Annotated in this window: 21 protein-coding genes, 1 riboswitch and 1 other annotated feature; of the genes, 13 read left to right on the top strand and 8 right to left on the bottom strand. The window is 41.2% G+C overall.

Going from position 1 to position 22,922, the window contains the following annotated elements; translation table 11 throughout:
- Positions 1 to 48 precede the first annotated feature (48 nt).
- Positions 49 to 834: an alpha/beta hydrolase family protein gene (locus tag PQ477_RS02030; RefSeq protein WP_144559391.1), complete on the top strand. Its 786-nt coding sequence runs from the start codon at positions 49 to 51 to the stop codon at positions 832 to 834.
- A gap of 10 nt (positions 835 to 844) precedes the next feature.
- Here PQ477_RS02030 and pckA read toward each other — a convergent pair whose 3' ends face one another.
- Positions 845 to 2,428 carry a phosphoenolpyruvate carboxykinase (ATP) gene (pckA, locus tag PQ477_RS02025; protein WP_144559390.1) on the bottom strand — a complete coding sequence of 528 codons (1,584 nt, stop codon included), beginning with the start codon at positions 2,426 to 2,428 and terminating at the stop codon, positions 845 to 847.
- A gap of 356 nt (positions 2,429 to 2,784) precedes the next feature.
- Positions 2,785 to 2,890, top strand: a riboswitch (SAM riboswitch).
- A 228-nt stretch (positions 2,891 to 3,118) separates the two neighbouring features.
- Between pckA and metK the strand changes: the two genes are divergently transcribed.
- The gene (gene metK, locus PQ477_RS02020; RefSeq protein ID WP_055736184.1) at positions 3,119 to 4,318 is read left to right on the top strand and encodes a methionine adenosyltransferase; all 1,200 of its coding nucleotides are present in this window, start codon (positions 3,119 to 3,121) and stop codon (positions 4,316 to 4,318) included.
- A 66-nt stretch (positions 4,319 to 4,384) separates the two neighbouring features.
- Here the strand turns inward: metK and PQ477_RS02015 are convergent, their stop codons facing one another.
- Entirely contained in the window at positions 4,385 to 4,903 is a 519-nt protein-coding gene (locus PQ477_RS02015; protein WP_035393846.1) for a gamma carbonic anhydrase, read from the bottom strand.
- Between the two features lie 89 nt (positions 4,904 to 4,992).
- Between PQ477_RS02015 and PQ477_RS02010 the strand changes: the two genes are divergently transcribed.
- Complete coding sequence (locus PQ477_RS02010) at positions 4,993 to 5,775, top strand: alpha/beta hydrolase (protein WP_060703763.1); 783 nt, start codon at positions 4,993 to 4,995, stop codon at positions 5,773 to 5,775.
- Positions 5,776 to 5,827: 52 nt separating this feature from the next.
- Positions 5,828 to 6,049 (top strand): ribosome rescue factor BrfA, encoded by a 222-nt coding sequence (gene brfA, locus PQ477_RS02005; RefSeq protein ID WP_274272891.1) that lies wholly within the window; start codon positions 5,828 to 5,830, stop codon positions 6,047 to 6,049.
- Here brfA and PQ477_RS02000 read toward each other — a convergent pair.
- Genes PQ477_RS02000 through mnmL form a run of 3 tightly spaced genes read right to left on the bottom strand, consistent with a single transcriptional unit; the run spans position 6,014 to position 8,110 of the window.
- A complete protein-coding gene (locus tag PQ477_RS02000; protein WP_274272890.1) occupies positions 6,014 to 6,580 on the bottom strand; it encodes a beta-class carbonic anhydrase in 567 nt (188 codons plus the stop codon). The two genes, brfA and PQ477_RS02000, sit on opposite strands and share 36 nt — an antisense overlap.
- A gap of 16 nt (positions 6,581 to 6,596) precedes the next feature.
- Complete coding sequence (gene mnmM, locus PQ477_RS01995) at positions 6,597 to 7,169, bottom strand: tRNA 5-(aminomethyl)-2-thiouridylate-methyltransferase MnmM (RefSeq protein WP_144559388.1); 573 nt, start codon at positions 7,167 to 7,169, stop codon at positions 6,597 to 6,599.
- Positions 7,166 to 8,110 (bottom strand): tRNA modification radical SAM protein MnmL/YtqA, encoded by a 945-nt coding sequence (gene mnmL / locus PQ477_RS01990; protein ID WP_274272889.1) that lies wholly within the window; start codon positions 8,108 to 8,110, stop codon positions 7,166 to 7,168. The genes mnmM and mnmL overlap by 4 nt, the downstream gene beginning before the upstream one ends.
- Before the next feature lie 153 nt (positions 8,111 to 8,263).
- On the opposite strand from mnmL, the gene PQ477_RS01985 reads away from it, so the two are divergent.
- Both PQ477_RS01985 and leuS read left to right on the top strand, forming a co-directional pair.
- Entirely contained in the window at positions 8,264 to 9,463 is a 1,200-nt protein-coding gene (locus PQ477_RS01985; RefSeq protein ID WP_144559386.1) for an MDR family MFS transporter, read from the top strand.
- Positions 9,464 to 9,536: 73 nt separating this feature from the next.
- Positions 9,537 to 9,754: a binding site (T-box leader), on the top strand.
- A gap of 53 nt (positions 9,755 to 9,807) precedes the next feature.
- Positions 9,808 to 12,222, top strand: coding sequence for a leucine--tRNA ligase (gene leuS / locus PQ477_RS01980; protein WP_274272888.1), 2,415 nt, complete (start codon positions 9,808 to 9,810; stop codon positions 12,220 to 12,222).
- Positions 12,223 to 12,257: 35 nt separating this feature from the next.
- Here the strand turns inward: leuS and PQ477_RS01975 are convergent, their stop codons facing one another.
- Entirely contained in the window at positions 12,258 to 13,520 is a 1,263-nt protein-coding gene (locus PQ477_RS01975; RefSeq protein ID WP_274272887.1) for a BaiN/RdsA family NAD(P)/FAD-dependent oxidoreductase, read from the bottom strand.
- A gap of 136 nt (positions 13,521 to 13,656) precedes the next feature.
- Here PQ477_RS01975 and PQ477_RS01970 point away from each other — a divergent pair, with 136 nt between their 5' ends.
- The 7 genes from PQ477_RS01970 to PQ477_RS01940 all read left to right on the top strand — a co-directional run bounded on the left by PQ477_RS01970 (position 13,657) and on the right by PQ477_RS01940 (position 21,371).
- Complete coding sequence (locus PQ477_RS01970) at positions 13,657 to 14,844, top strand: M20 metallopeptidase family protein (protein WP_274272886.1); 1,188 nt, start codon at positions 13,657 to 13,659, stop codon at positions 14,842 to 14,844.
- 215 nt (positions 14,845 to 15,059) lie between these two features.
- Positions 15,060 to 15,461 (top strand): secondary thiamine-phosphate synthase enzyme YjbQ, encoded by a 402-nt coding sequence (locus PQ477_RS01965; RefSeq protein ID WP_035393853.1) that lies wholly within the window; start codon positions 15,060 to 15,062, stop codon positions 15,459 to 15,461.
- Complete coding sequence (locus PQ477_RS01960; RefSeq protein WP_144559382.1) at positions 15,458 to 16,327, top strand: SMP-30/gluconolactonase/LRE family protein; 870 nt, start codon at positions 15,458 to 15,460, stop codon at positions 16,325 to 16,327. Before PQ477_RS01965 ends, PQ477_RS01960 begins: the two co-directional genes overlap by 4 nt.
- 153 nt (positions 16,328 to 16,480) lie before the next feature.
- Entirely contained in the window at positions 16,481 to 18,094 is a 1,614-nt protein-coding gene (locus tag PQ477_RS01955) for a putative polysaccharide biosynthesis protein (protein ID WP_035393857.1), read from the top strand.
- Between the two features lie 177 nt (positions 18,095 to 18,271).
- On the top strand, positions 18,272 to 19,414 hold the full coding sequence (gene ftsW, locus PQ477_RS01950; protein ID WP_035393860.1) for a putative lipid II flippase FtsW: 1,143 nt from the start codon (positions 18,272 to 18,274) through the stop codon (positions 19,412 to 19,414).
- Between the two features lie 20 nt (positions 19,415 to 19,434).
- Positions 19,435 to 20,595: a rod shape-determining protein RodA gene (rodA, locus tag PQ477_RS01945; protein WP_144559381.1), complete on the top strand. Its 1,161-nt coding sequence runs from the start codon at positions 19,435 to 19,437 to the stop codon at positions 20,593 to 20,595.
- A 50-nt stretch (positions 20,596 to 20,645) separates the two neighbouring features.
- Positions 20,646 to 21,371, top strand: coding sequence for a pseudouridine synthase (locus PQ477_RS01940; RefSeq protein WP_274272885.1), 726 nt, complete (start codon positions 20,646 to 20,648; stop codon positions 21,369 to 21,371).
- Between the two features lie 12 nt (positions 21,372 to 21,383).
- Here the strand turns inward: PQ477_RS01940 and PQ477_RS01935 are convergent, their stop codons facing one another.
- On the bottom strand, positions 21,384 to 21,602 hold the full coding sequence (locus tag PQ477_RS01935; RefSeq protein WP_038482055.1) for a DeoR family transcriptional regulator: 219 nt from the start codon (positions 21,600 to 21,602) through the stop codon (positions 21,384 to 21,386).
- A gap of 334 nt (positions 21,603 to 21,936) precedes the next feature.
- Positions 21,937 to 22,872: a cysteine synthase A gene (gene cysK / locus PQ477_RS01930; RefSeq protein ID WP_035393862.1), complete on the bottom strand. Its 936-nt coding sequence runs from the start codon at positions 22,870 to 22,872 to the stop codon at positions 21,937 to 21,939.
- Between the last annotated feature and the right edge of the window lie 50 nt (positions 22,873 to 22,922).

Raw genomic sequence — 22,922 nt, 5'->3', positions numbered from 1 at the left:
CACTATGCGCTAAGTAGGAAAAGGGTGTATGCCTAAAAGGAGGGTTTTATGATCATTGAAAAAATAAGAGTACCCTCACCTAGTAGGAAAATCCATTTATTTGAAGTGACATATAAAAGCAGTGGTTTCAACGTGATCGGCTTAATGGCTGAACCCATCAATCAAACAGGACTACCTGGGTTACTCTACTTAAGAGGTGGCATTAAAACGGTTGGAATGGTAAGGTCACAGCGAATCATTCAGTGGGCGAGTGAGGGCTTTGTCGTGTTTGCTCCTTACTACCGAGGAAATCGTGGTGGTGAAGGACGTGAAGATTTTTGCGGGGATGATCGATTTGATGCCATCAATGGATTTGATTTACTTGAGCAACATCCTTCTGTTGCGTGTGAAAAGGGAATTCATGTTGTCGGCTTCTCTCGTGGTGGTATTATGGCGCTTTGGACAGGGTTATATCGGCCGCAAACGAAAACAGTGACGTCTTGGAATGGCATTACGGATATGGTCCTTACCTATGAAGAGCGGATTGATTTAAGGAAAATGATGAAGCGAGTAATCGGAGGAACGCCATGGAAGTATCCAGATCGGTATGAAGCAAGAACACCATTAAAACACCTTAGTTCTTTTTCACCAAAACTTTTACTAATACATGGAGAAAAAGACCAACATGTCTCGAGTGAGCACGTCTATCAACTGTTGGATTCCATTCCAGAAGCGAAACAACATCAAGTGGAAACATGGCTTTTTCCAGAGTATGAACACCATTTTCCTGCGACAGCACAGGCTACGATACTAAAAAAAGCGGCTAGTTGGATGCAAAAAAAGAGTAGATCGTAATCTACTCTTTTTACTGTTTAGGTACCGTTGGCCCTGCTTGTTGGATACTTGCTTTAGCAGAAGAAAAACGGACGAAATTATCTGCGAACTGGCTTGCTAAAGCGCTAGCTGTTTTATCATATGCAGCTTTATCAGCCCAAGCGTTTCGAGGATTTAATAGTTCATCTGGGACACCTGGGCAACGAGAGGGTAGGTGGAGTCCGAAAATGGGGTCTGTTTCCGTTTCAACCTGGTTGAGTTCTCCTTGAAGTGCAGCTTCAACCATTGCTCTAGTGTAGCGTAGCTTCATTCTGCTCCCTGTTCCATAACTTCCACCAGTCCAGCCAGTGTTTACTAAAAATACGTCAACATCGTTTGCTTCGATTTTTTCACCAAGCATGGATGCATATGTTTCAGGCTTCCTTGGTAAGAATGGTGCGCCAAAGCAAGTAGAGAATGTTGCCTCGGGTTGAGTGATGCCTCTTTCGGTTCCAGCTAATTTACTCGTGTACCCAGACAAAAAGTGATACATAGCTTGCTCTTTTGTTAGTTTGCTAATAGGAGGCAATACTCCAAACGCATCGGCGGTTAAGAAAATGATTGCAGTTGGACTTCCAGCAACACTAGGCTTTAATGCATTCGGTATGGCTTCAATGGGATAAGCCGCTCTCGTATTTTCTGTAAACTGTGCATCATCGTAATCAGGCTTTCCTTCACTTACTGCAACATTTTCGAGTACAGTACCAAACGAAATCGCATTCCAAATTTGTGGTTCTTGCTCCTGTGATAAATGTATGCATTTCGCGTAGCAGCCGCCTTCAATATTGAAAATGCCTGTTTCCGTCCATCCATGCTCATCATCACCAATAAGTGAACGGTGAGTTGAAGCAGATAGCGTTGTTTTACCTGTACCGGATAGACCAAAGAAAAGTGCTGTTTCTCCATTTTCATTCGTGTTAGCCGAGCAGTGCATTGGCAGCACATTTTCATCGGGCATTAAGTAATTCATCACGGAAAACATTGATTTCTTCATTTCGCCAGCGTACTCGGTTCCACCAATTAAAACAACGCGCTCTTCGAATGAAATGATGACAAATGCTTCTGAATTTGTGCCATCAATTGCTGGGTTTGCCTTAAAAGTTGGCGCACTCACAATGGTGAACGGCTCTTGATTGCTTTTTCCAGGTTGACCTTCACGAATAAATAGTTGACGTGCGAAAAGGTGGTGCCAAGCGAATTCATTAATATATGTGATTGGAAGTTGATAAGCAGGATCCGCACCTACAAATCCATTTGAAGCGTATCGAACATCTTTTTGCTGTAAATAGTATAACACTTTCTCGTAAAGCGCTTTAAATGTGTTTCGTGAGATGGGTTGATTCACTGAGCCCCAATCAATGGTAGAGCGAACACTTGGCTCATCGACAATAAATTTATCTTTCGGAGAGCGACCTGTATACGTACCCGTTTGAACTGATAACGCACCAGTGTTTGTAAGTTCACCTTCATGATTCATTAATGCTCGCTCTACTAAAGCTGGGACAGGTAGCTGATGAACTGTTTTAGGGCTAGAAAGCAACTGTTCTAATTGTGTTGATCCATTTACTATTTTCATAATCGGCTCCTTTAAGGTCAGTGTTCGTGGTATTAGTATAACACATTGTATTAAATAATCCATACTAAAGTGAAAGATGGTTGAAAGAAATGATACATATCTAATAAGGGCAAGTGCAGCAATAGGTATATCATCTAAAAAAAGAAATCCGCTCTACTGCCTTTTCCCTTTTAAAGTCAGGTAAACTATGTTATGCTAATGTCCGAAAACGAACAAAGCGCAGCCTATTGATTGATTTACTTTATTCCATTAAACGTCACTCGGTTCTTTTACATAGTGCGTTGAAAGCGACTATGGAATAGTGAAGAATGTTCATAGGTAAAGTTATACTGCTTTTTAAAACAGATAACATCACGCTTTTATCAAGAGAAGGTGGAGGGACAGGCCCTTTGAAACCCAGCAACCATCACTTCCGTGAAAAGGTGCTAACCTGCAGAACATCTTTGTTCTGGGAGATAAGAGGCGATCGATAGACAAGTCAGCTCTTTTCTCATGTAGAAAAGAGCTTTTTCTTTTTGTAAACATACGTGAACAATAAGATAAAAACGATACGGATAAGTTGCGATTATGTGTCCGGGGGCATAAGATGCCTTTAGCCTACTTACTAAAATCAGATCTGATTTGTTCGTTTTTAGTTTTTAGAATACTAGATGCTTCCGAGCGAGAGTTTGGAATAAGGGAGGACTTTATATGTCTGAAAAAAGAGGAAAGCACTTATTTACATCAGAGTCAGTTACGGAGGGGCACCCAGATAAAATTTGTGATCAAATTTCTGATGCGATCCTTGATGAAATTTTAAAGAGAGATCCGAATGCGCGTGTTGCGTGTGAGACTTCGGTAACAACGGGTATGGTTCTTGTTGCAGGTGAAATTACAACGAGCACGTATGTTGATATTCCAAGTGTAGTGCGTGAAACGATTAAAGGAATTGGCTATACGCGTGCAAAGTATGGTTTTGATGCTGAGACATGTGCGGTTATTACGTCAATTGACGAACAATCTGCTGATATTGCTCAAGGTGTTGACCAAGCTTTAGAAGCACGAGAAGGGCAAATGACGGATGAAGAAATTGAAGCAATTGGTGCAGGAGACCAAGGGTTGATGTTTGGTTTTGCATCAAACGAAACGAAGGAGCTTATGCCGCTTCCAATTTCACTCAGTCATAAATTAGCATTTCGTTTAAGTGAAGTGCGTAAAAACGAAACCCTTGATTATTTACGACCAGATGGTAAAACACAAGTAACCGTTGAATATGATGAAAACGATAAGGCTGTTCGTGTAGATACAATCGTTATTTCGACACAACATGCACCTGAGATTACACTGGAACAAATTCAAGCAGACATTAAAGAGCACGTTATTAAAGCCGTTGTTCCTGCTGAATTAATGGATGAGAAAACAAAATTCTTTATTAATCCAACGGGCCGATTCGTTATTGGTGGACCTCAAGGAGATGCTGGATTAACAGGAAGAAAGATTATTGTTGATACTTATGGCGGTTTTGCTCGTCATGGTGGCGGTGCGTTCTCAGGTAAAGACGCAACAAAAGTTGATCGCTCAGGAGCTTATGCTGCTCGTTATGTGGCGAAAAACCTTGTCGCTGCAGGTCTTGCGGAATCTTGTGAAGTACAGCTTGCGTATGCAATTGGTGTGGCACAGCCAGTTTCTATTTCCATTAATACATTCGGCACTGGTAAAGCCGATGAAGAAACGCTTGTGTCACTTGTAAGAAAACATTTTGATTTACGTCCTGCTGGCATTATTAAAATGCTTGATTTGCGCCGTCCGATTTACAAGCAAACAGCTGCTTATGGTCACTTTGGCCGCGAAGACGTGCAACTTCCTTGGGAAAGAACAGATAAAGCAGAAGTACTAAAAGCAGAAGCCTAAAATCAATAATGAAGCTCCTCAAACATTGTTTGAGGAGCTGTTTTTGTTCATGACCTATGTAAGGAGTTAGTGACAATCATCTACTTGTTTATAGTATTGACCTTTTTCTACATATTCTGTGCGAATTCGTTCCATATCTTTTCGGTCAGCTTCTGTCAACTCTCGTACGACTTTTGCTGGTCTTCCTAATGCAAGGGTGTTTGGGGGAATGGTTTTTCCTGGGGGTACTAAACTTCCAGCGCCAATAAACGCACCTTCACCAACTTCTGCGCCATCAAGAACAATAGAGCCCATGCCAATGAGCGCATGTTTACGAACGATCGCACTATGAAGGGTCACTTGATGACCAATTGTAACGTCATCTTCAATAAGAAGCGTTCGATTAGGACTTTGATGAAGCATGGATTGATCCTGAATGTTTACACGTTTGCCAATACGAGTAGGCGCCACATCGCCACGGATAACGGAATGAAACCAAATGCTTGAATACGCACCAATTTCAACATCTCCAGTAATAACCGCGTTACTTGCTACATAAGCCGTTGAATCAATAAACGGTTTTTTATCGTGATAAGGTAAAATCATCTAAACCTGTCCTTTCCTAAAAGGGATAAAATCAGCTATACTGATTTTATCGTACGTAAGATAGAATAGCTAGATAAGGAGGAAATGTCGTGCGTTATTTTGAAGTGCCAGAACCCCGAGGAGTAGCTGTCATTGTCCATGGTGCAGGTGAGCATAGTGGACGCTATCATTGGTTAATAGAAAAATGGAACTTACACGGCTTTGACTGCTTAATTGGTGATTTACCAGGTCAAGGAGAGTCGAGAGGAAAGCGAGGTCATATTGACTCGTTTAAACAATACATAAAAACAGTCGATCGCTGGTTAAAGCAGGCACGTTCAAAGCATTTGCCAATTGTCCTTGTTGGTCACAGTATGGGTGGGTTAATTGCCATTCGCACGTTAATCGAAAGGGATAATTCATTTATCGAGGCAGTTGTGCTATCTTCACCATGCTTGCAGTTAAAGATGCCTGTTTCTCCACCAAAGAAGGCAGCTGCGAAAGTATTGAATCATGTGGTGCCAACGTTTAGTTTGCAATCAGGTTTAAAACCTGAGCTTACGACTCGTAGTGAAGTCGTTCGGGAGGAATATACAAAGGATCCTTTACGTGTTACGAAAGTATCAGCGCGTTGGTATCACGAATTAACAAAAGCGATGCTTCAAACAAGGCGTTATCCGGAAAAGATGCCGAATATTCCTATCTTATTAATGGTTGCTGGTGAAGATCATGTTGTCGATAGCAGTGCAGCTTTCACGTGGTTTAATCATCTAGATCTTAGTCATAAAATGGTAAAAGAGTGGAGCGGTTTGTATCATGAGCTTTACAATGAACCGGAGAAAGAAGAGGTCTTTCGCTATACAATTGGTTTTGTGAACATGCTTATTCGATGACTTCCTTCCTCCTCTTTCCTTTGTTATAATGAAGGAAAGGAAGTGATACTATATGAGCAGATCAAAAGCAAAAAAGCAGCGGGAAAAACGCATCCGTGAAGGAAAGCGAAATCCAGCACTTAATCGAGGCGTTTATGCAATGGCTGACTTAGCGACGAGAAAAACAAAAACAAAACAAGAATATATGGAGCAACAAAGACAAAAAACCCGTCGCTTTGATGAAAGCGACGAGTTTTTTTTAGCTTGGACGAAGATCCCGTTGCACAACGTCTAATTTTCCGGTTTCTGGACTGATGACAAGTCCATGAACGCTTACATCTTTAGGTAACAAAGGGTGGTTCACAATTAAATCAATACTATGTTTTACGCTATCCGTAACGTCATCAAAGCCTGTTAAAAATGCGTCAACGTCTACACCTGCATAGCGCAAGGAATCAATATGATCCATTTGAATGCCACGATCTTTCGCTTTTTGCAGTACACCTTCTGAAGAAAGCCCCGTCATACCACAACCATAATGCCCGACTACATAAACCTCTTCTGCACCTAGCTCATAAATGGCAACGAGGATACTCCTCATAATACTACCAAAAGGATGAGAAATAACGGCTCCGGCATTTTTTACAATTTTTGCATCGCCGTTTCGTAAATCCATTGCAGAATGAAGGAGTTCTGTAAGCCTTGTATCCATGCACGTAAGAATAACCATTTTCTTTTGTGGAAATTTACCAACAGAAAATTGTTCATACTGCTTGTTTTCTACAAAAGATTGATTAAATGCAAGAATCGTATCTAGTTTACTCATGATTAAATGCTCCTTTTCATTTACGTTTTTCTATAACAACCACAAAAGGTGGATTGTTGCGTTGGTTTATGAATTGATACATAGCAACGTGCGCCTCTTCTTGCGGCAATGAACGTGTATAGTCTAGTACCGCATCCTTTTCTACTTTGCCTTCAGGATGACCGTGGTAAATAACGAGAATTATACGTCCTTCGTTCGTGAGCTGGCAATAGATTTGCTTAATCGCTTCAATGGTTGTATCTCCTGTAGTGGTAATACGTTTGTCTCCCTTAGGCAAGTAGCCTAGATTAAAGACAGCTGCTTTTATGGCAGCGGACTTAAATGTAGACAAGTGACAAAGTTGTTCATGCCCCATCTGATGAAGTTCAACTCTATCAGCCACGTTCGCTTGGTCTAATCGTTCAGCAGTGGCCTGAACAGCGTCCGCTTGTATATCGCAACTAATGACCATGCCTGTTTCCCCTACAAGTGTAGCGAGGTAAAGCGTGTCGTAGCCGTTACCTGCAGTCGCATCAATGACCGTATCTCCAGCTTGTATCACTTCCTGTAAAAGTGTACGTGCAAACGGTAAGATCCCTTGTAATTTCATGGTGTAACTCCTTCGTAAAGCTTTCCTTGCCAACTATTACGCTTTTGAAACTCTGCTTCAATACCGTTCAGAACAGACCATTTATTCGTACTCCACATAGGACCTATGAGAATATCAGCTGGGCCATCACCTGTTAACCGATGGATCATCATTGTTGGTGGGAGCACTTCAAGTTGATCGACAACAATCTTTGTATAGCGCTCTTGATCCAGTAGGTCAACATAACCCTTTTCGAATTGTTTGACCATCGGCGTTTTTTTGAGAAGATGAAGCAAATGTATTTTAATTCCTTGTACATCGAGCTTGGCCACTTCTTTTGCTGTGTCTAGCATCATGTTCTCTGTTTCAAGGGGTAATCCATTAATAATATGAGCGCAAACGCGAATGCCGCGTGCTCGGAGCTTCGCAACGCCTTCTTTATAGCAGTCATAGTCATGAGCACGATTAATAAGCTGTGCCGTTCTTTCGTGAACCGTTTGCAGTCCTAACTCAACCCATAAATAGGTGCGTTCATGTAGTTCAGCTAAATAGTCAATGACTTCTTCTGGTAAGCAATCTGGTCTAGTGGCAATGGATAACCCCACGACGCCTTCTTGTTTTAAAATCGTTTCAAAATACGAACGTAGCGTTTCAACAGGGGCATATGTATTGGAATAGGCTTGAAAATAGCCAATGTATTTGTCTGTTTTCCATTTTCGCGCCATTTTCTCTCTTTGAGAATGGAATTGAGTGATTAAATCATCTTTTCGATCACCAGCAAAATCGCCGGAACCTCGTTGACTACAAAACGTACAGCCACCATAAGCAACACTGCCGTCACGATTTGGACAATCAAAACCGGCATCAAGGGAGATCTTCATTACCTTTGAGCCGAAATGATCTTTCAGATGATCATTCCACGTATAATAAGGTTTTGCGTTTTTGTTTAACCTATTGAACATGTGAACCACCATTGCCTTTTAAAGAATAAGATTAGTGTATCATCTCTTTCATTAGAAGTCTTCTCCTTCTTTTTAAAGAGCTAATACTATTGCTAAATGGGTTGATTTCTTCTAAACTGGTGAGGGTTTTGTAACGCTAAAGGAGGCAGGTTTATGCCTAAATCTATATGGATTTTAATTATTGCGACGGCAATTAATATTACAGGTGCGTCTTTTTTATGGCCTTTAAACGCTGTTATTATGACGCAAGTGCTCGGACAAACGTTAACGGCTTCCGGCATCGTGTTAATGATTAATGCTGGTGCCGGGGTGTTAGGTAGTCTAATTGGTGGTAGACTTTTTGATAAATTAGGTGCGTATCGAACGATTTTAATAGGAGCATCGACATCCGCAAGTGCTTCCGTTTTACTTGCGTTCTTTTTTGAAACGTATACGCTATATGGCTTATTTTTAGCATGTATGGGTTTTGGATCTGGGATGATGGCGCCAGCTATGTATGCATTAGCCGGAAGTTTATGGCCAGATGGAGGAAGACGACCATTTAACGCCATCTATGTCGCTCAAAATGTCGGCGTTTCTCTAGGGACTGCATTAATTGGGATTGTCACACTTGTTCGTCTAACGGACGTGTTTATTGCCAATGCGGCAGTGCATGTGTTTATGCTTGGATTTATCGCCTATTTCTTTCGCCACTGGGGTGGACAACTTGGTCGGACTGCTGACTCTAGTCTTTCTATTTCTCATAAAGTTCCATTTAAGAGACAATACCGCTTGCATGCACTTATTATTGTCTGTGGTGCATTCTTTATTTCTTGGCTTGGTTATACACAGTGGCAAGCGAACGTGTCAGTTCATATTCAAGACCTAGGCATTGCACTTCCGCTTTACAGCGTACTGTGGACAATAAATGGCTTACTTATTGTCTTTGCTCAACCACTAATTGCCCTTGTTATTCGGAGGTTCCGCTTAAGTATTAAAGGGCAAATGACAGCAGGCATTATTATCTTTGCATTGTCGTATATCGTGTTAACTCAAGCAAGTGTGTTTTCCATGTTTTTAGTGGCGATGCTTATCTTAACGATCGGGGAAATGTTTGTTTGGCCAGCGGTACCAACAATTGCCAATCAGCTTTCACCGAAAGGAAGAGAAGGATCTTATCAAGGCATTGTCAACAGCATTTCAACTGGTGGAAGAATGATTGGACCTCTTCTAGGCGGCTTAATCGTTGACTTTTATTCAATTGAACTCTTATTTTTTATCATTAGTGGACTCTTGTTGCTATCATTACCACTCGTTCGGCTATATGATCGACCTTTGCAAAAAGAAGAGAAACTAAAGCAATCCGCTTCATGATAGGGAAAATAGGTATATGCCTGCTTGACATTGGGCATAACTTTGCATACAATGACGATAATAATCGATAATGATAACACAGCCATAAAGGAGTAGTAGTGAGCGCTTGGACAGAAGAGAACTGACGGTAGGTGCAAGTCAGTCAGATAGCGTAGCGAACTCGCCTTTTAGTGATTAAGAATGAACATAGAGTAGTTCTTAACGGAACACACCGTTATGTGTAAGTGATTAAGCAGCAAGTGCTTAATAAACTGGGTGGTACCGCGGGATATAACAGCTCTCGTCCCTTTGACAGGGATGGGGGCTTTTTGTGTTTTATCGACTTGGAAAAAGGAGGAATCGCAATGTCATTTTCACATCAACAAATCGAAAAGAAATGGCGGACGTTTTGGCACGACCATAAAACGTTTAAAACGACAGAAGATCAGAATAAACCAAATTTTTATGCCCTTGACATGTTTCCATACCCATCAGGTTCAGGGCTGCATGTAGGACATCCAGAAGGGTACACGGCAACAGATATTTTGGCGCGTATGAAAAGAATGCAAGGGTATAACGTTTTACACCCAATGGGGTGGGATGCGTTTGGTCTGCCAGCAGAGCAATATGCGCTTGATACAGGAAATCATCCAGCGATTTTCACAAAAGAAAACATTGAAACTTTTAAGCGACAAATCCAAGAACTTGGGTTTTCTTATGATTGGGATCGTGAAATTAGCACGACAGATGCTGACTATTATAAGTGGACTCAGTGGATCTTTATTAAACTGTATGAAAAAGGCCTCGCTTATGTGGATGAAGTCGCTGTAAACTGGTGTCCGGCTCTTGGGACGGTACTAGCAAACGAAGAAATCGTTGATGGCGTAAGTGAACGTGGGGGGCACCCAGTTGAGCGACGTCCAATGAAGCAGTGGGTACTTCGCATTACGGAATATGCCGATCGCTTGCTTGAGGATTTAGAAGAACTTGATTGGCCTGAAAGTTTGAAAGACATGCAGCGCAACTGGATTGGTAAATCAGAAGGTGCAGAAGTGGCATTCAAGATTAAAGGTGAAGAAGTGCGTGTATTTACCACGCGACCTGATACGCTTTTTGGCGCAACATACATGGTTCTTGCACCGGAGCATAAACTTGTTGATCAGATTACAACGAGTGAGCAAAAGGATGCAGTAGAGACATACAAGAAACAAGTTTCACTGAAAAGTGACTTAGAACGTACGGATTTAGCAAAAGAAAAGACAGGCGCATTTACTGGTACGTATGCGATTAATCCAGTTAATGGTGAAGAAATTCCTGTCTGGATTGCGGACTACGTGCTTATAAGCTATGGTACGGGTGCTGTTATGGCGGTTCCTGGTCATGATGAGCGTGATCATGAGTTTGCAACAACGTTTGACCTACCGATTAAAGAAGTGGTTGCTGGTGGAGACGTCTCGAAAGAAGCGTACACAGGTGATGGAGAGCATGTAAACTCTGATTTCTTAAACGGTATGAATAAAGCCGATGGGATTGCTAAGATGATAACTTGGCTTGAAGAAAAAGGAGTAGGGACGAAGAAAATTACGTACCGCCTACGCGATTGGCTATTTAGCAGACAGCGTTATTGGGGTGAGCCAATTCCTATTATCCATTGGGAAGATGGATCCATGTCGACGGTGGACGAAAGTGAGCTACCGCTCATGTTGCCAGAACTAGATGAAATTAAACCCTCAGGTACAGGAGAATCGCCGCTTGCAAATGCAACAGAGTGGTTAGAGGTAACCGATCCAAAAACAGGTATGAAAGGCCGTCGTGAGACAAACACGATGCCACAATGGGCTGGTAGCTGCTGGTATTACTTACGCTATATTGATCCTACTAATGAAGACGTGCTTGTTGATCCTGAGAAAGCAAAAGCGTGGCTACCAGTTGACATTTACATCGGTGGTGTGGAACATGCCGTCCTTCATCTTCTTTATGCACGATTTTGGCATAAATTTCTATATGATATTGGCGTTGTACCGACGAAAGAGCCATTCCAAAAACTCTTTAACCAAGGTATGATCCTGGGCGACAATAATGAGAAGATGAGTAAATCAAAAGGGAACGTCGTCAATCCTGACGATATTCTTGCTAGTCACGGTGCTGATACCCTTCGTTTGTATGAGATGTTTATGGGACCACTTGATGCGTCTGTTGCTTGGTCAACAAATGGACTTGATGGATCCAGACGTTTCTTAGAGCGTGTGTGGCGACTAATTGTAAACGAAGAAACAGGCAAATTAAACGAAAAAGTGCAAGAAGCCGACGCGACAGATGTGCTCATACGAACGTATCATCAAACGGTGAAAAAAGTAACCGAAGACTTTACTGAAATTCGTTTTAACACAGGCATTTCACAGCTAATGGTATTCGTTAATGAAGCAAACAAACAAGAGGTGTTGCCAAAAGAGATGGCAGAAGGATTTGTGAAGTTACTTTCACCAATCGCCCCTCATATCGCCGAAGAAATTTGGCAGAAGCTGGGGTATGATGAATCCATTGCTTATGCTGCATGGCCAACGTATGATGAGACACTTCTAGTCGAAAATGAGATTGAAGTCGTCGTCCAGATTAATGGCAAAGTCAAAGCGAAGTTAATTGTGGCGAAGACTGCATCAAAAGACGAACTAGAGGCAGCTGCGAAAGCAGATGATAAAGTGCAAGAAGCGATTGGAGACAAAACCATCCGTAAAATCATCGCTGTTCCTGGAAAGCTAGTAAATATTGTTGTAGGGTAATACAAAAACAGGATGCCAATTTGGCATCCTGTTTTTTAATCTTTCGTTTGAAGCGCAGCCCCAGCTCCTGCTGTGTAACCAGTAGAAAAGGCACACGTAATATTATATCCACCTGTATAGCCATGAATATCAAGAACTTCACCGCAAAAATAAAGCCCTTTTGTTTTGCGTGATTGCATCGTTTTTGGCTCAATTTCTTTTACGCTTACGCCACCACCTGTAACAAATGCTTTTTCAATTGATAGCGTCCCGTTTGCTTTTAATGGAAACGCTGTTAGCGTCTGAGCCAGCTTGCGCAACGTATCGTGGGATGTATTGGCACATACTTCTTGCTCGTCAATGTGTAAGTCTTTATAGAGAAACGTCAATAAACGTTCAGGAGCAAACCCTTTTAACACCGTTTTTAACGCTTTTTTTGGTTCAGCTTTAACTAATTTCACCAATTGTTGGAAAAGATCTTCATGGGTAGAACCAGGAAATATTTGAATATGCATTGGAATCCATTGTGCCTCAAACTTTTTCAATGCTTTTACGACATATTGGCTACAACGCAGTGCTGCTGGACCTGAAATACCAAAATGTGTGAAAATCATGTCCCCTTCATGGGTTTTAATTTTCTTTCCGTTTGGTGCAGTCACCGTTAGTTCAATTTCTCGTAGGGACAACCCTTGTAAATCTTTATTTGTAATGAACGGTTGACCAATCGTAATGGGAACTTCCGTAGGGTAAAGCTCAGTTATCGTATGCCCTGCTTTTTTCGCCCACGGATAGCCACTTCCATTACTTCCAGTATGGGGAACGGACTTTCCACCAGTAGCAATTATGATGGCTTTTGTGAAGATGGTGGTCTTATCTTTTAAAAGAATCTTATGAGGACTTTCGTCTTCAAAATGAATGTCCTTTACTTCTGTATTTGTGCGAATGTCGACTTTTAATGCTCGAATCCGATTCAATAATGTATCAACGACTGTTTGCGCTTTATCACTTACAGGAAACATTCGGCCACGATCTTCTTCTTTTAATTGAATGCCTAGGTCTTCAAAGAATGTAATAATATTTTCGTTATCAAAAACCGAAAAAGGACTATGCATAAATCGTCCATTTCCAGGGATATGTTCAATTAATTGCTTTCGTTCCATGCGGTTTGTGACATTACAACGTCCTCCACCTGATATAGCTAGCTTTCTTCCTAGTTTCGTACCTTTATCAAGTAAAAGCACCTTCGCTCCATTTTCAGCAGCCGCAACAGCTGCCATTAAGCCGGAAGGTCCTCCACCAATGATTACAACATCGTACATCTATTTTTCCACCTAACGTTTTAACGATCTCTTTCTATTGTACACATTCTATCGCAAAACAAAAGCACGAAAATGTTGCAGGAAAAAGAAGAAAAAGAGCGAACGTTTCTTTTAGTACGAAGAGAGGATGATAAATATGGCGTTAGAAACAAAACAGAAAGTAGAACACATTCACGAGCAAATGGTCATGTGGCGCAGACATCTACACGAGCATCCGGAATTATCGTTCGAAGAAGTAGAAACACCCTTATACATAGAAAAGCAGTTACGAAAATTAGGCATTACGGATATAACCACTGGTGTAGGTGGACGCGGTATTGTGGCGCGTATAAAAGGAGTCAAACCAGGAAAAACAATTGCGTTCCGTGCCGATTTTGATGCACTTCCTATTGATGAGGAAAACGATGTGTCGTACGCCTCGAAAGTACCTGGAAAGATGCATGCTTGTGGACACGATGGACATACGGCTGCGTTACTCGGGTTTGCAGCGATCATGAAGGATCAAGTTGAACAATTAGCAGGTACGATAGTGCTCATTTTTCAACATGCGGAAGAGCTTCCTCCTGGTGGAGCGAAAGAAATGATCGCAGATGGCTGTTTAGACGATGTTGATGTCATCTTTGGTGCGCATGTATCAAGTCACTTACCTCTTGGAAAAGTAAGCTGTACCCCAGGAGCGGTTATGGCAGCGGTAGATAAATTTCGTATACATATACAAGGAAAAGGTGGGCATGGGGCGCAACCCCATACGACTCTCGATTCCATTGTTGTCGGTAGTCAGCTTGTGAACGAATTGCAGACAATTGTGAGTAGAAGAGTTGATCCAATGGCTCCAGCTGTTGTAACAGTAGGCGTCTTTCAAGCGGGCACAGCCTTTAATGTCATTGCAGATACAGCAACGATTGAAGGAACGGTTCGTACGTTTGATGCTGGGGTTCGCCAAAAGGTTGAAGACGAGCTTCGAGCAATTGTGAAAGGGAAAGAACAAAGTACTCACGTCACGACAGATGTTGACTATCTAAATGGTTATCCGACACTTGTTAATAGTGAAAAAGAAAGCGACATCGTTCGTCAGCTAGTAACAGATGTTTTAGGAGAAAAAAGTGCTATGATGGCTCCACCTATTCTAGGAGGAGAGGATTTTGCGTATTATTTAACAAAAAAGCCAGGCGCTTTCTTTCATGTAGGTGCACGTACAGAGGAGGCGTACACCCAATTTCCTCATCATCATCCCCGCTTTGACTTTGATGAGCATGCATTAAACCATATAGCGTCTCTATTTTTAGCACTAACAAATCATTACTTGATTGAAAATGAAATCTAGCCTTACTGTAGAACAAGCTGCACCGCTTCCATACGATTGCTGGAATCAAACGGAGTCAGAACAAGGGACTCTGGCTTCCAAAATCGTTTTAAGGAAGAGGTGCATTTTTTGGTACAGTAATGCTTACTTGACACACATACATCCCACACATGACGATTATAGTTACTTTTAATAGGGTAGAAGAACAGAAGTCACATAGTAGGAGGAGTTATTCAATGAAGACTTTTACAATTCATACGGAAACACATAGTGCTATGATTGATATTACATCTGATGTTAAACAAGTAATTCAAGAAAATGGAATAAAAGAAGGGTTTGTTATTGTTCAATCCCTTCATACAACTGCGGGTATTACTGTAAATGAAAATGCTGATCCCGATGTTGTGACTGATTTTTTACGGCGTCTTGACGAAGTGTACCCTTGGGAGCATCAACAAGACCTACATATGGAAGGCAACACGGCGGCGCACTTAAAAACGTCAACAGTGGGTCCTTCTCAAACTATACTCGTATCAAATGGTAAACTTGTGTTAGGAACATGGCAAGGCATTTATTTCTGCGAGTTTGATGGACCTCGACGCAACCGATCATTTGTTGTGAAAGGAGTCCAAGCATGAAAACGATAGAAGCGAAACGAGTATGGAACGGCAAAGCGCGTTTAGGAGAAGGTCCTTTTTGGGATGATCAAGAGCAACGATTATTATGGGTTGATATTGAAGGCTATAAATTACATGCCTATGACCATAAACATGACACTACAGAGACGTTGCCTTTTGCACAACATGTCACTGCCGTTGTGAAAAAAGAGCAAGGTGGCTTATTACTGGCAATGAGGGATGGGCTTTACAGCTATTATCGGGATCGCTTAACCCCTCATATGAGGCTGAATGAAGAAACCGTTCGGTTTAACGATGCAAAATGTGATCCAAGCGGGCGTCTTTGGGCAGGGACAATGGCATTTGATGGGCAGTCCACGATCGGAAAATTAGTCGTTTTCGATGAAAATGAAGCGATTGAAGAAAAACGTGATGGCTTAACGATTTCTAATGGGATGGCGTGGGATGAGCAAAAGCATTTGTTTTACCATAATGAAACCGTGACGAGTGAGACAGCTGTTTTTAGCTACGACCCAGACGATACGAGAAAGATAACAAGAGTTGGCACTGTACCGATTCATTATGACGAATACGGTGGAGCACCAGACGGGATGACCATTGATAGTGAAGGGAAGCTGTGGGTTGCATTATGGGGAGCCGGTGCTGTGATTCGAGTTGACCCTGAAACAGGCAACGTATCAGAAAAAATAACCGTACCTGCTTCAAATACGACTTCCTGTGTGTTTGGTGGTACAAATTACCAAACCCTCTTTATCACAACTGCTTCAAAAGACGGAGAAGAGAAAAGTGGAAATTTATTCTGTGCAACCCTTGACTGTAAAGGAACGGCATCCATTTCTTATAAAGGAAAAAGAAGTGGTTTGTAATGAAACCATCCACTCGTTTGTTCCCAGCGAACAAACGAGTTTTTTCATTTGATAAAAGTGAATTCTTTTTGTCCGTTTGTTTAGATAAGGCAATCGATGACAAACTATGCTAAAATGCGAAAGAAGTCTTTTTTTGCTTGAACGGGGGAAGTCATGGCTGGGTCAAAATTAATGCAAGGAACAAAGGCGCTAACCCTTGCAACACTCATTTCTAAAATTATAGGATTTCTTTATATTATTCCTTTTGCACCTCTCGTTGGTGAACAAGGGCTTGCTCTCTACCAAATGGGCTATATGCCATATGGAATTATGATTGCGCTTGCTACAATGGGTGTACCGGTAGCTTTGTCAAAGTATGTGTCAAAGTATCACGCTTTAGGTGATTACCATACTGCCCATCGTTTATTTAAATCAGGTATACCGCTCATGTTGTTAATGGGCTTTATTGCGTTTTGGATTTTATTTTTAGGAGCCCCGTTGTTGGCGAAGGTTGGTTATACACCGAGTAAAACGGAACAATACGTGTTTGATGACGTTGTGTTCGTCATTCGCATGGTTAGCTTCGCATTACTTGTCATTCCTGTTATGTCTCTGATTAGAGGCTATATGCAAGGATTTCAACAGATGGTGCCAACATCTGTCTCCCAAGTAATTGAGCAGATTATTCGAATCGTATTTATTTTAGCTGCCGCCTTTGTCATTATGAATCTGGGGAGCGGCAATATGCCCCTTGCTGTTGGATTTGCTACATTAGGTGCATTTATTGGTGCTTTTGGAGGGCTCGGCGTTCTCATTTGGTATTATCGCGGGCAGCGTGCCTATATTTTAAAAAAAGTGGAAGAAACACGGCAGCCAACTTCATCACGGCAGCCACTTCCTAAAATGTACAAAGAGCTTATTTCGTATGCGTTGCCGCTTTCTTTTGTTGGTTTATCGATTCCACTTTTTCAAATGATTGATGTGTATACGATTGAAGGTGCCATGCATCGTATAGGGGAAGGCGATCAAGCAAAAGATTATATAGGGATCTTGACGGGGATGGCTCATAAGATCGTTCTTATTCCGATGGCGCTCGCAACAGCGTTGTCGATCACACTCGTGCCAACGATCACAAGAGCATACACGTCTGGGGATCAAACTGTTTTACAAACCTATATTACTCAGACGTATCAAGTGATTTTATTTATTACCATTCCAGCATCATTTGGGATGTTTATCCTTGCAGAGCCGATTTACTACCTTTTATTCGGTGCCAACGAAAACTTCTTACTTGGTGTTGAAACGTTGCGCTATTATTCACCTGTAACCATTCTTTTTGCTGTATACGGTGTAACAGGAGCGGTCTTACAAGGAATGAATCGTCAAAAAAATGCCGTGTTAAGCCTTGTGATTGGCTTACTTTTAAAATTAGGATTCACCTATGTCTTTATTTTATGGTTTGGCGCTTATGGTGCCATTTGGACAACCTACATCGGATTTGGTGTCGCCTTAGCCCTTAACATTTATGCAATCGGAAGACATGCGAACTTTGATTATACGATTATTTTTAGAAGAACGATTCTCATTGCCGTTTTTACAGGAATGATGATGATGGCTGTAGGATTAATTTGGGAAGGCATGAAAATCTGGCTAGGAGATGTTAGCCGGATAGGTGTGGCGGTACCGTTATTTATTAGTGTTGGCGCAGGTGTCGTTGTTTACTTTTATTTAAGCATTCGCTCTCACTTAGCAGGGAAGGTATTAGGAGATCGATTTAAGTTAAGGTAGAGACGCTTTAAAGGTGTCTCTCTTTTTTCTCACAGCTTTCCCATAATGTAGATGATTTTCGACATTTGTTTCATCGTTAAGCCTCTTTTTCCTGCGGACAAGCTTTGGTATAATGAAGCCAGTTTTAAGAGAGAGTAAGGAGACTTGATCTACGTAACAAGTCAATTAGGAGGACGAATGAATTATTCCTTTCGTAAAGACAATGATTGGCTTTTAATTGGTGCAACGATTATTTTAGCATTATTTGGATTACTGATGGTATATAGCGCGAGTTATGTTGAGGGGTATTTACGGTTTGAAAACTCCTATTACTATGTCATAAGGCAAGGAATGTGGCTAGGTTTATCATCAGTAGCATTCATTGTGCTCATGCATTTTCAGTACCGGCATTTTCAGAAGATCACACCGTTGATTATCTTTATGTCGATTGTGTTATTAATCCTTGTTAAGCTCATTGGACTGGGAGAAGATGTTGGCTCTAGTCGTTGGATTCGAATTGGTCCAGTCGGATTACAGCCATCTGAATTTGTGAAATTAGGATTAATTATTTACTTAGCGCATGTGTATTCACGAAAACAAGCGTATATTGATGATTTTGTAAATGGTGTCATGCCACCGTTAATTATTGTCGGTGTCATGTTTGGTTTAATTATGCTACAGCCAGACCTCGGTACAGCTACGTCGATTATGCTGACAGCCATTATGTTAGTCGTCATTTCAGGTGCGAAATGGCGTCATTTGATCGGTCTAGTCATTGTAGGTGGGCTGGTTTTTGCAGCTTTGGCTGTATTTGAACCGTATCGTTTAAGGCGCTTAGTTTCATTTGCAGATCCGTTTGCAAATCCGGATGGAGCTGGATTTCAGCTTATTCACGGCTACTTAGCCATTTCAAATGGTGGTTTTACAGGTCTTGGATTAGGTGAGAGCATGCAGAAGTTGCGCAATCTTCCAGAAGGCCATACGGATTTTATTTTAACGATTATTTCTGAGGAGTTAGGCTTTCTTGGGATTGCCATTGTGTTTCTCTGCTACGGCATCATTCTATTTCGTGGTGTATCAATTGGAACCAAATGTAAAAATCCTTTTGGAAGTTTGTTAGCATTTGGAATCGTATTTTCTCTAGCCATCCAAATTATTTTTAACGTTGGTGCTGTTTCCGGTATGTTGCCGATTACAGGCGTTACGCTTCCGCTTGTTTCTTATGGTGGAACTTCCTTGCTCGTGACGTTAATGAGTGTTGCCATATTGGCTAACATCCATCAAAACAACGAACGGCTAAAACGAAAGCAGATGGATGAAGGAGAATCACTAAGTGCTTAATTGGAGTTTGGAGGCTTAAAATGGAACGAAAACAACATGGACTGGATTACACGCTTTTGTTCCTTGTTTTTTTGTTAATGTGTATTAGTCTACTTGCTATCTATAGTGGGGCAGGTCAGTATTTTAATGAAGATCCAACGTATTTTGTTGTGCGACAAGTAATTTGGTATGGAATTGGAGCCATTATAATCGCAGGTGTGATGTTGGTTGACTTTGATCATTTTAAATTTTTGACAATCCCTTTATACGGGTTTGGAATGATTATGCTATTAGCAGTCGAGTTTTTTGGAACTGAGCGAAATGGCGCACAACGATGGATCTTTGGTATTCAGCCATCTGAGTTTATGAAGATTTTTCTCATTCTTGCTTTAGCCCATTTGCTTTACCGTTTAACGAGTGAACGTAACGATTTTAGTGTGAAAGCAGATTTAATTCTTCTAGGTAAAGTATTAGCAGTCGGGTTGCCACCATTTTTACTTATTCTTAAGCAACCTGACTTAGGAACAGCTTTAGTCATTGGTGCAGTTATTGCAACGATGGTTTTAATGTCAGGCATCCGATGGAGAATTCTTTTTACCCTTGCTGGGCTAGGGGTTGGCTTTATTGCAGTAATGGTGTATTTGCATCAAGCACACTTTGAGTTTTTTAGTGAATATTTAATTGAACCCCATCAATTAGCAAGGATTTATGGTTGGCTAACGCCAGATGATGATACAAGTGGTATTGGCTATCAATTAAATCAAGCGATTCTAGGGATTGGATCTGGACAGCTGTTTGGAAGTGGATTTATGGAAGGACTTCAAACCCAAAGTGATGTGATTCCCGAAATTCATACCGATTTTATTTTTACGGTTATTGGTGAAGAGTTTGGCTTTTTAGGAGCCATGGTTTTACTTATCGTGTACTTCTTGCTTTTTTACCGTATGATCATGATTGCACTAACCTGCAATAATTTGTTTGGAACGTATCTTGTCTCAGGTGTGATCGGCTTACTTGTCTTTCAAGTGTTTCAAAACATTGCGATGACCATTGGTTTAATGCCCATTACTGGTTTAGCATTGCCGTTTATAAGTTACGGTGGGAGCGCCCTTTTAACGAATATGCTAGCGATTGGAATTGTATTAAACGTTCACTATCGCACGCGAGAATATATGTTTAAAAGTAAAGAAGCGTATAGCTGAAGACAGGTGATCCTCCTTCAGCTATTTTTCATGAAAAAAGGGGTGTACGCATGCGAATCGACAAACTGTTGGCGAATGCAGGTTATGGCTCAAGAGCAGAAGTGAAAAAGCTCTTAAAACAAGGCGCTGTAGCGATTAATGAAGAGAAAGTAAAAGACCCAAAAACACAAGTTGATGGAAAGCACGATCTCATACAAGTAAAGGGTGTTGACGTTCATTACCGAGAGTTTGTTTACATCATGTTGAACAAGCCAAAACATGTCCTATCAGCAACTGAGGACCGAATCCATCAAACGGTCGTAGATTTAGTAGCACGAGAGTATGGTCATTATGATCTTTTTCCGATCGGGCGTCTAGATCTTGATACAGAAGGACTATTGTTACTGACAAACGATGGTCAGTATTCCCATCAATTAATGGCGCCAAAAAAACATGTCGGTAAACTGTATCAGGCAGAAGTAAGAGGGTATGTAACAGAAGAAGATGTAGAGGCTTTTCATAAAGGGCTAGAGCTAAAAGACGGCTATACGACAAAACCAGCACATTTGGAAATTTTAAAGGCAGGAGACCATTCCCTCGTTCGTGTAGAGGTGTCAGAAGGGAAGTACCATCAAGTAAAGCGCATGTTCGAAGCAGTAGGAAAGCAAGTTCTTGAACTTGAAAGAGTGCGCATTGGAGCGCTGTGGTTGGACGAAGAACTTTCTCGTGGTGAATACCGTGAATTGTCGCTGGAAGAATGTCAATTAGCCAGTAGAAATCAAAAAAAAGACCACTAATGGTCTTTTTTATTATGAAACCTTTGTTTTTTTGCTCGTTGCTTTCCACTTACCTCGTGCTGAGCTAACGACAAGATTGTTATATTCAAGTACATTTAAGTCTCGCTGCACGGTTCGTTGAGTGATGCCGAACTCTTCAACTAATTCATTCGTCGTGACAGTTCCCTTCTGTTTGATGTACAGGTAGATGGACTTAATTCGAGTCAGCATACGATCAGTTGAAGTTTGCAAAAAACCACTCCTTCTTTATACATGAATTCAAATCCCTATACCCAATCCTATGCAAGTTGAAAACAATTTAGTAAAAAGTGTCGTCAAAAATTGCTAGGTAAGGTGAGGTGATGGTCTTGATTTTCGTGCATCGACTATATAAAAACCTACTCTTTATATAGACACTTATAGTTTACACCAAAACATTAAAAAGCGCAAAGAAGAAATCATGTAAATTGTTGGATGGAATTTCGTAAAGTAAGCAAAAACTATTGTCAAAGCCGAACGATTATTCTTTTATCGTGTGAATTGTAAAGATTATGTAAGGGAATAAAGAAGTTAAATTCCCTGTCTGTTAATTGTCAAACTGAAATAAGTCTGTTGATAAATAACGTTCTCCTGTGTCACAGGCAATGGCAACGACATGTTGATCTGTACGCATCGTCTTCGCTAATTCTAGTGCAGCAAAACATGCTGCTCCAGAAGAGGGGCCAACAAGGATACCTTCTAATCGTGCAAGATCTCTTGTCGTTTTATAGGCGTTTTCATCGTCGATTCGTCTGATTTTGTCATAAACTGTTTGGTTTAAAATGGGGGGGATAAAGCCAGGGCTCGTACCAACAAGTTTGTGAGGACCTGGTTTACCACCAGATAATACAGGCGAACCAGCGGGCTCAACAACGTGAATAATCGCTTTTGGATACAGTTCTTTTAATGTTTCACCGGTTCCCGTAATCGTCCCACCCGTTCCTGAAGCAGCAACAAAGCCATCTAGGTGAGCTCCAATTGAATCTAAGCTCTTCTTAATTTCATACGCTGTTGTTTTTCGATGAGCGTCAGGATTGGCTTCATTTTCAAATTGCATGGGCATATATGCTCCAGGGATTTCATTTACTAATTGTTTCGCTTTATCAATGGCACCTGGCATTTTTTTGTCACCGTCTGTTAAGACAACTTCTGCTCCATATGCTTTTAATAAGTTGATGCGTTCTTGACTCATTGTGTCTGGCATAACTAATATAGCTCTGTAGCCGCGAGCAGCAGCATTCATCGCAAGACCAATACCTGTATTTCCAGATGTTGGTTCAATAATGGTGGAACCTTCTTTTAGGAATCCATCTTTCTCAGCTTGTACGATCATGGAGTAAGCAGCACGATCTTTTACACTGCCACTTGGGTTAAACATCTCTAATTTTAAATAGACGGCCGCACCATTTGGATCTCCTAATTTGTTTAAACGGATTAATGGTGTTTCACCAATTAATTCAGCAACGTTATTTACAACTTTCATGTTTTCACCTCATTGAAATATCTTTCTCTACGCTTCACATTATAAAGGGA

Source organism: Shouchella hunanensis (genome assembly GCF_028735875.1).
In the GTDB taxonomy this organism is placed as follows: domain Bacteria; phylum Bacillota; class Bacilli; order Bacillales; family Bacillaceae_D; genus Shouchella; species Shouchella hunanensis.
Note: the sequence above shows the minus strand (reverse complement) of the source record. Positions and strands in the feature narration are given on the sequence as shown.

What these genes read in the sequence shown, in the direction of transcription:
- PQ477_RS01940 (WP_274272885.1), top strand. Translation starts at nt 20,646, where the DNA reads ATGCGAATCGACAAACTGTTGGCGAATGCAGGTTATGGCTCAAGAGCA.
- PQ477_RS02030 (WP_144559391.1), top strand. Translation starts at nt 49, where the DNA reads ATGATCATTGAAAAAATAAGAGTACCCTCACCTAGTAGGAAAATCCAT.
- PQ477_RS01970 (WP_274272886.1), top strand. Translation starts at nt 13,657, where the DNA reads ATGGCGTTAGAAACAAAACAGAAAGTAGAACACATTCACGAGCAAATG.
- PQ477_RS01955 (WP_035393857.1), top strand. Translation starts at nt 16,481, where the DNA reads ATGGCTGGGTCAAAATTAATGCAAGGAACAAAGGCGCTAACCCTTGCA.
- PQ477_RS02000 (WP_274272890.1), bottom strand. Translation starts at nt 6,580, where the DNA reads ATGAGTAAACTAGATACGATTCTTGCATTTAATCAATCTTTTGTAGAA.
- pckA (WP_144559390.1), bottom strand. Translation starts at nt 2,428, where the DNA reads ATGAAAATAGTAAATGGATCAACACAATTAGAACAGTTGCTTTCTAGC.
- PQ477_RS01960 (WP_144559382.1), top strand. Translation starts at nt 15,458, where the DNA reads ATGAAAACGATAGAAGCGAAACGAGTATGGAACGGCAAAGCGCGTTTA.
- PQ477_RS01975 (WP_274272887.1), bottom strand. Translation starts at nt 13,520, where the DNA reads ATGTACGATGTTGTAATCATTGGTGGAGGACCTTCCGGCTTAATGGCA.
- leuS (WP_274272888.1), top strand. Translation starts at nt 9,808, where the DNA reads ATGTCATTTTCACATCAACAAATCGAAAAGAAATGGCGGACGTTTTGG.
- PQ477_RS01965 (WP_035393853.1), top strand. Translation starts at nt 15,060, where the DNA reads ATGAAGACTTTTACAATTCATACGGAAACACATAGTGCTATGATTGAT.
- PQ477_RS02015 (WP_035393846.1), bottom strand. Translation starts at nt 4,903, where the DNA reads ATGATTTTACCTTATCACGATAAAAAACCGTTTATTGATTCAACGGCT.
- rodA (WP_144559381.1), top strand. Translation starts at nt 19,435, where the DNA reads ATGGAACGAAAACAACATGGACTGGATTACACGCTTTTGTTCCTTGTT.
- mnmM (WP_144559388.1), bottom strand. Translation starts at nt 7,169, where the DNA reads ATGAAATTACAAGGGATCTTACCGTTTGCACGTACACTTTTACAGGAA.
- PQ477_RS01985 (WP_144559386.1), top strand. Translation starts at nt 8,264, where the DNA reads ATGCCTAAATCTATATGGATTTTAATTATTGCGACGGCAATTAATATT.
- brfA (WP_274272891.1), top strand. Translation starts at nt 5,828, where the DNA reads ATGAGCAGATCAAAAGCAAAAAAGCAGCGGGAAAAACGCATCCGTGAA.
- ftsW (WP_035393860.1), top strand. Translation starts at nt 18,272, where the DNA reads ATGAATTATTCCTTTCGTAAAGACAATGATTGGCTTTTAATTGGTGCA.
- cysK (WP_035393862.1), bottom strand. Translation starts at nt 22,872, where the DNA reads ATGAAAGTTGTAAATAACGTTGCTGAATTAATTGGTGAAACACCATTA.
- mnmL (WP_274272889.1), bottom strand. Translation starts at nt 8,110, where the DNA reads ATGTTCAATAGGTTAAACAAAAACGCAAAACCTTATTATACGTGGAAT.
- metK (WP_055736184.1), top strand. Translation starts at nt 3,119, where the DNA reads ATGTCTGAAAAAAGAGGAAAGCACTTATTTACATCAGAGTCAGTTACG.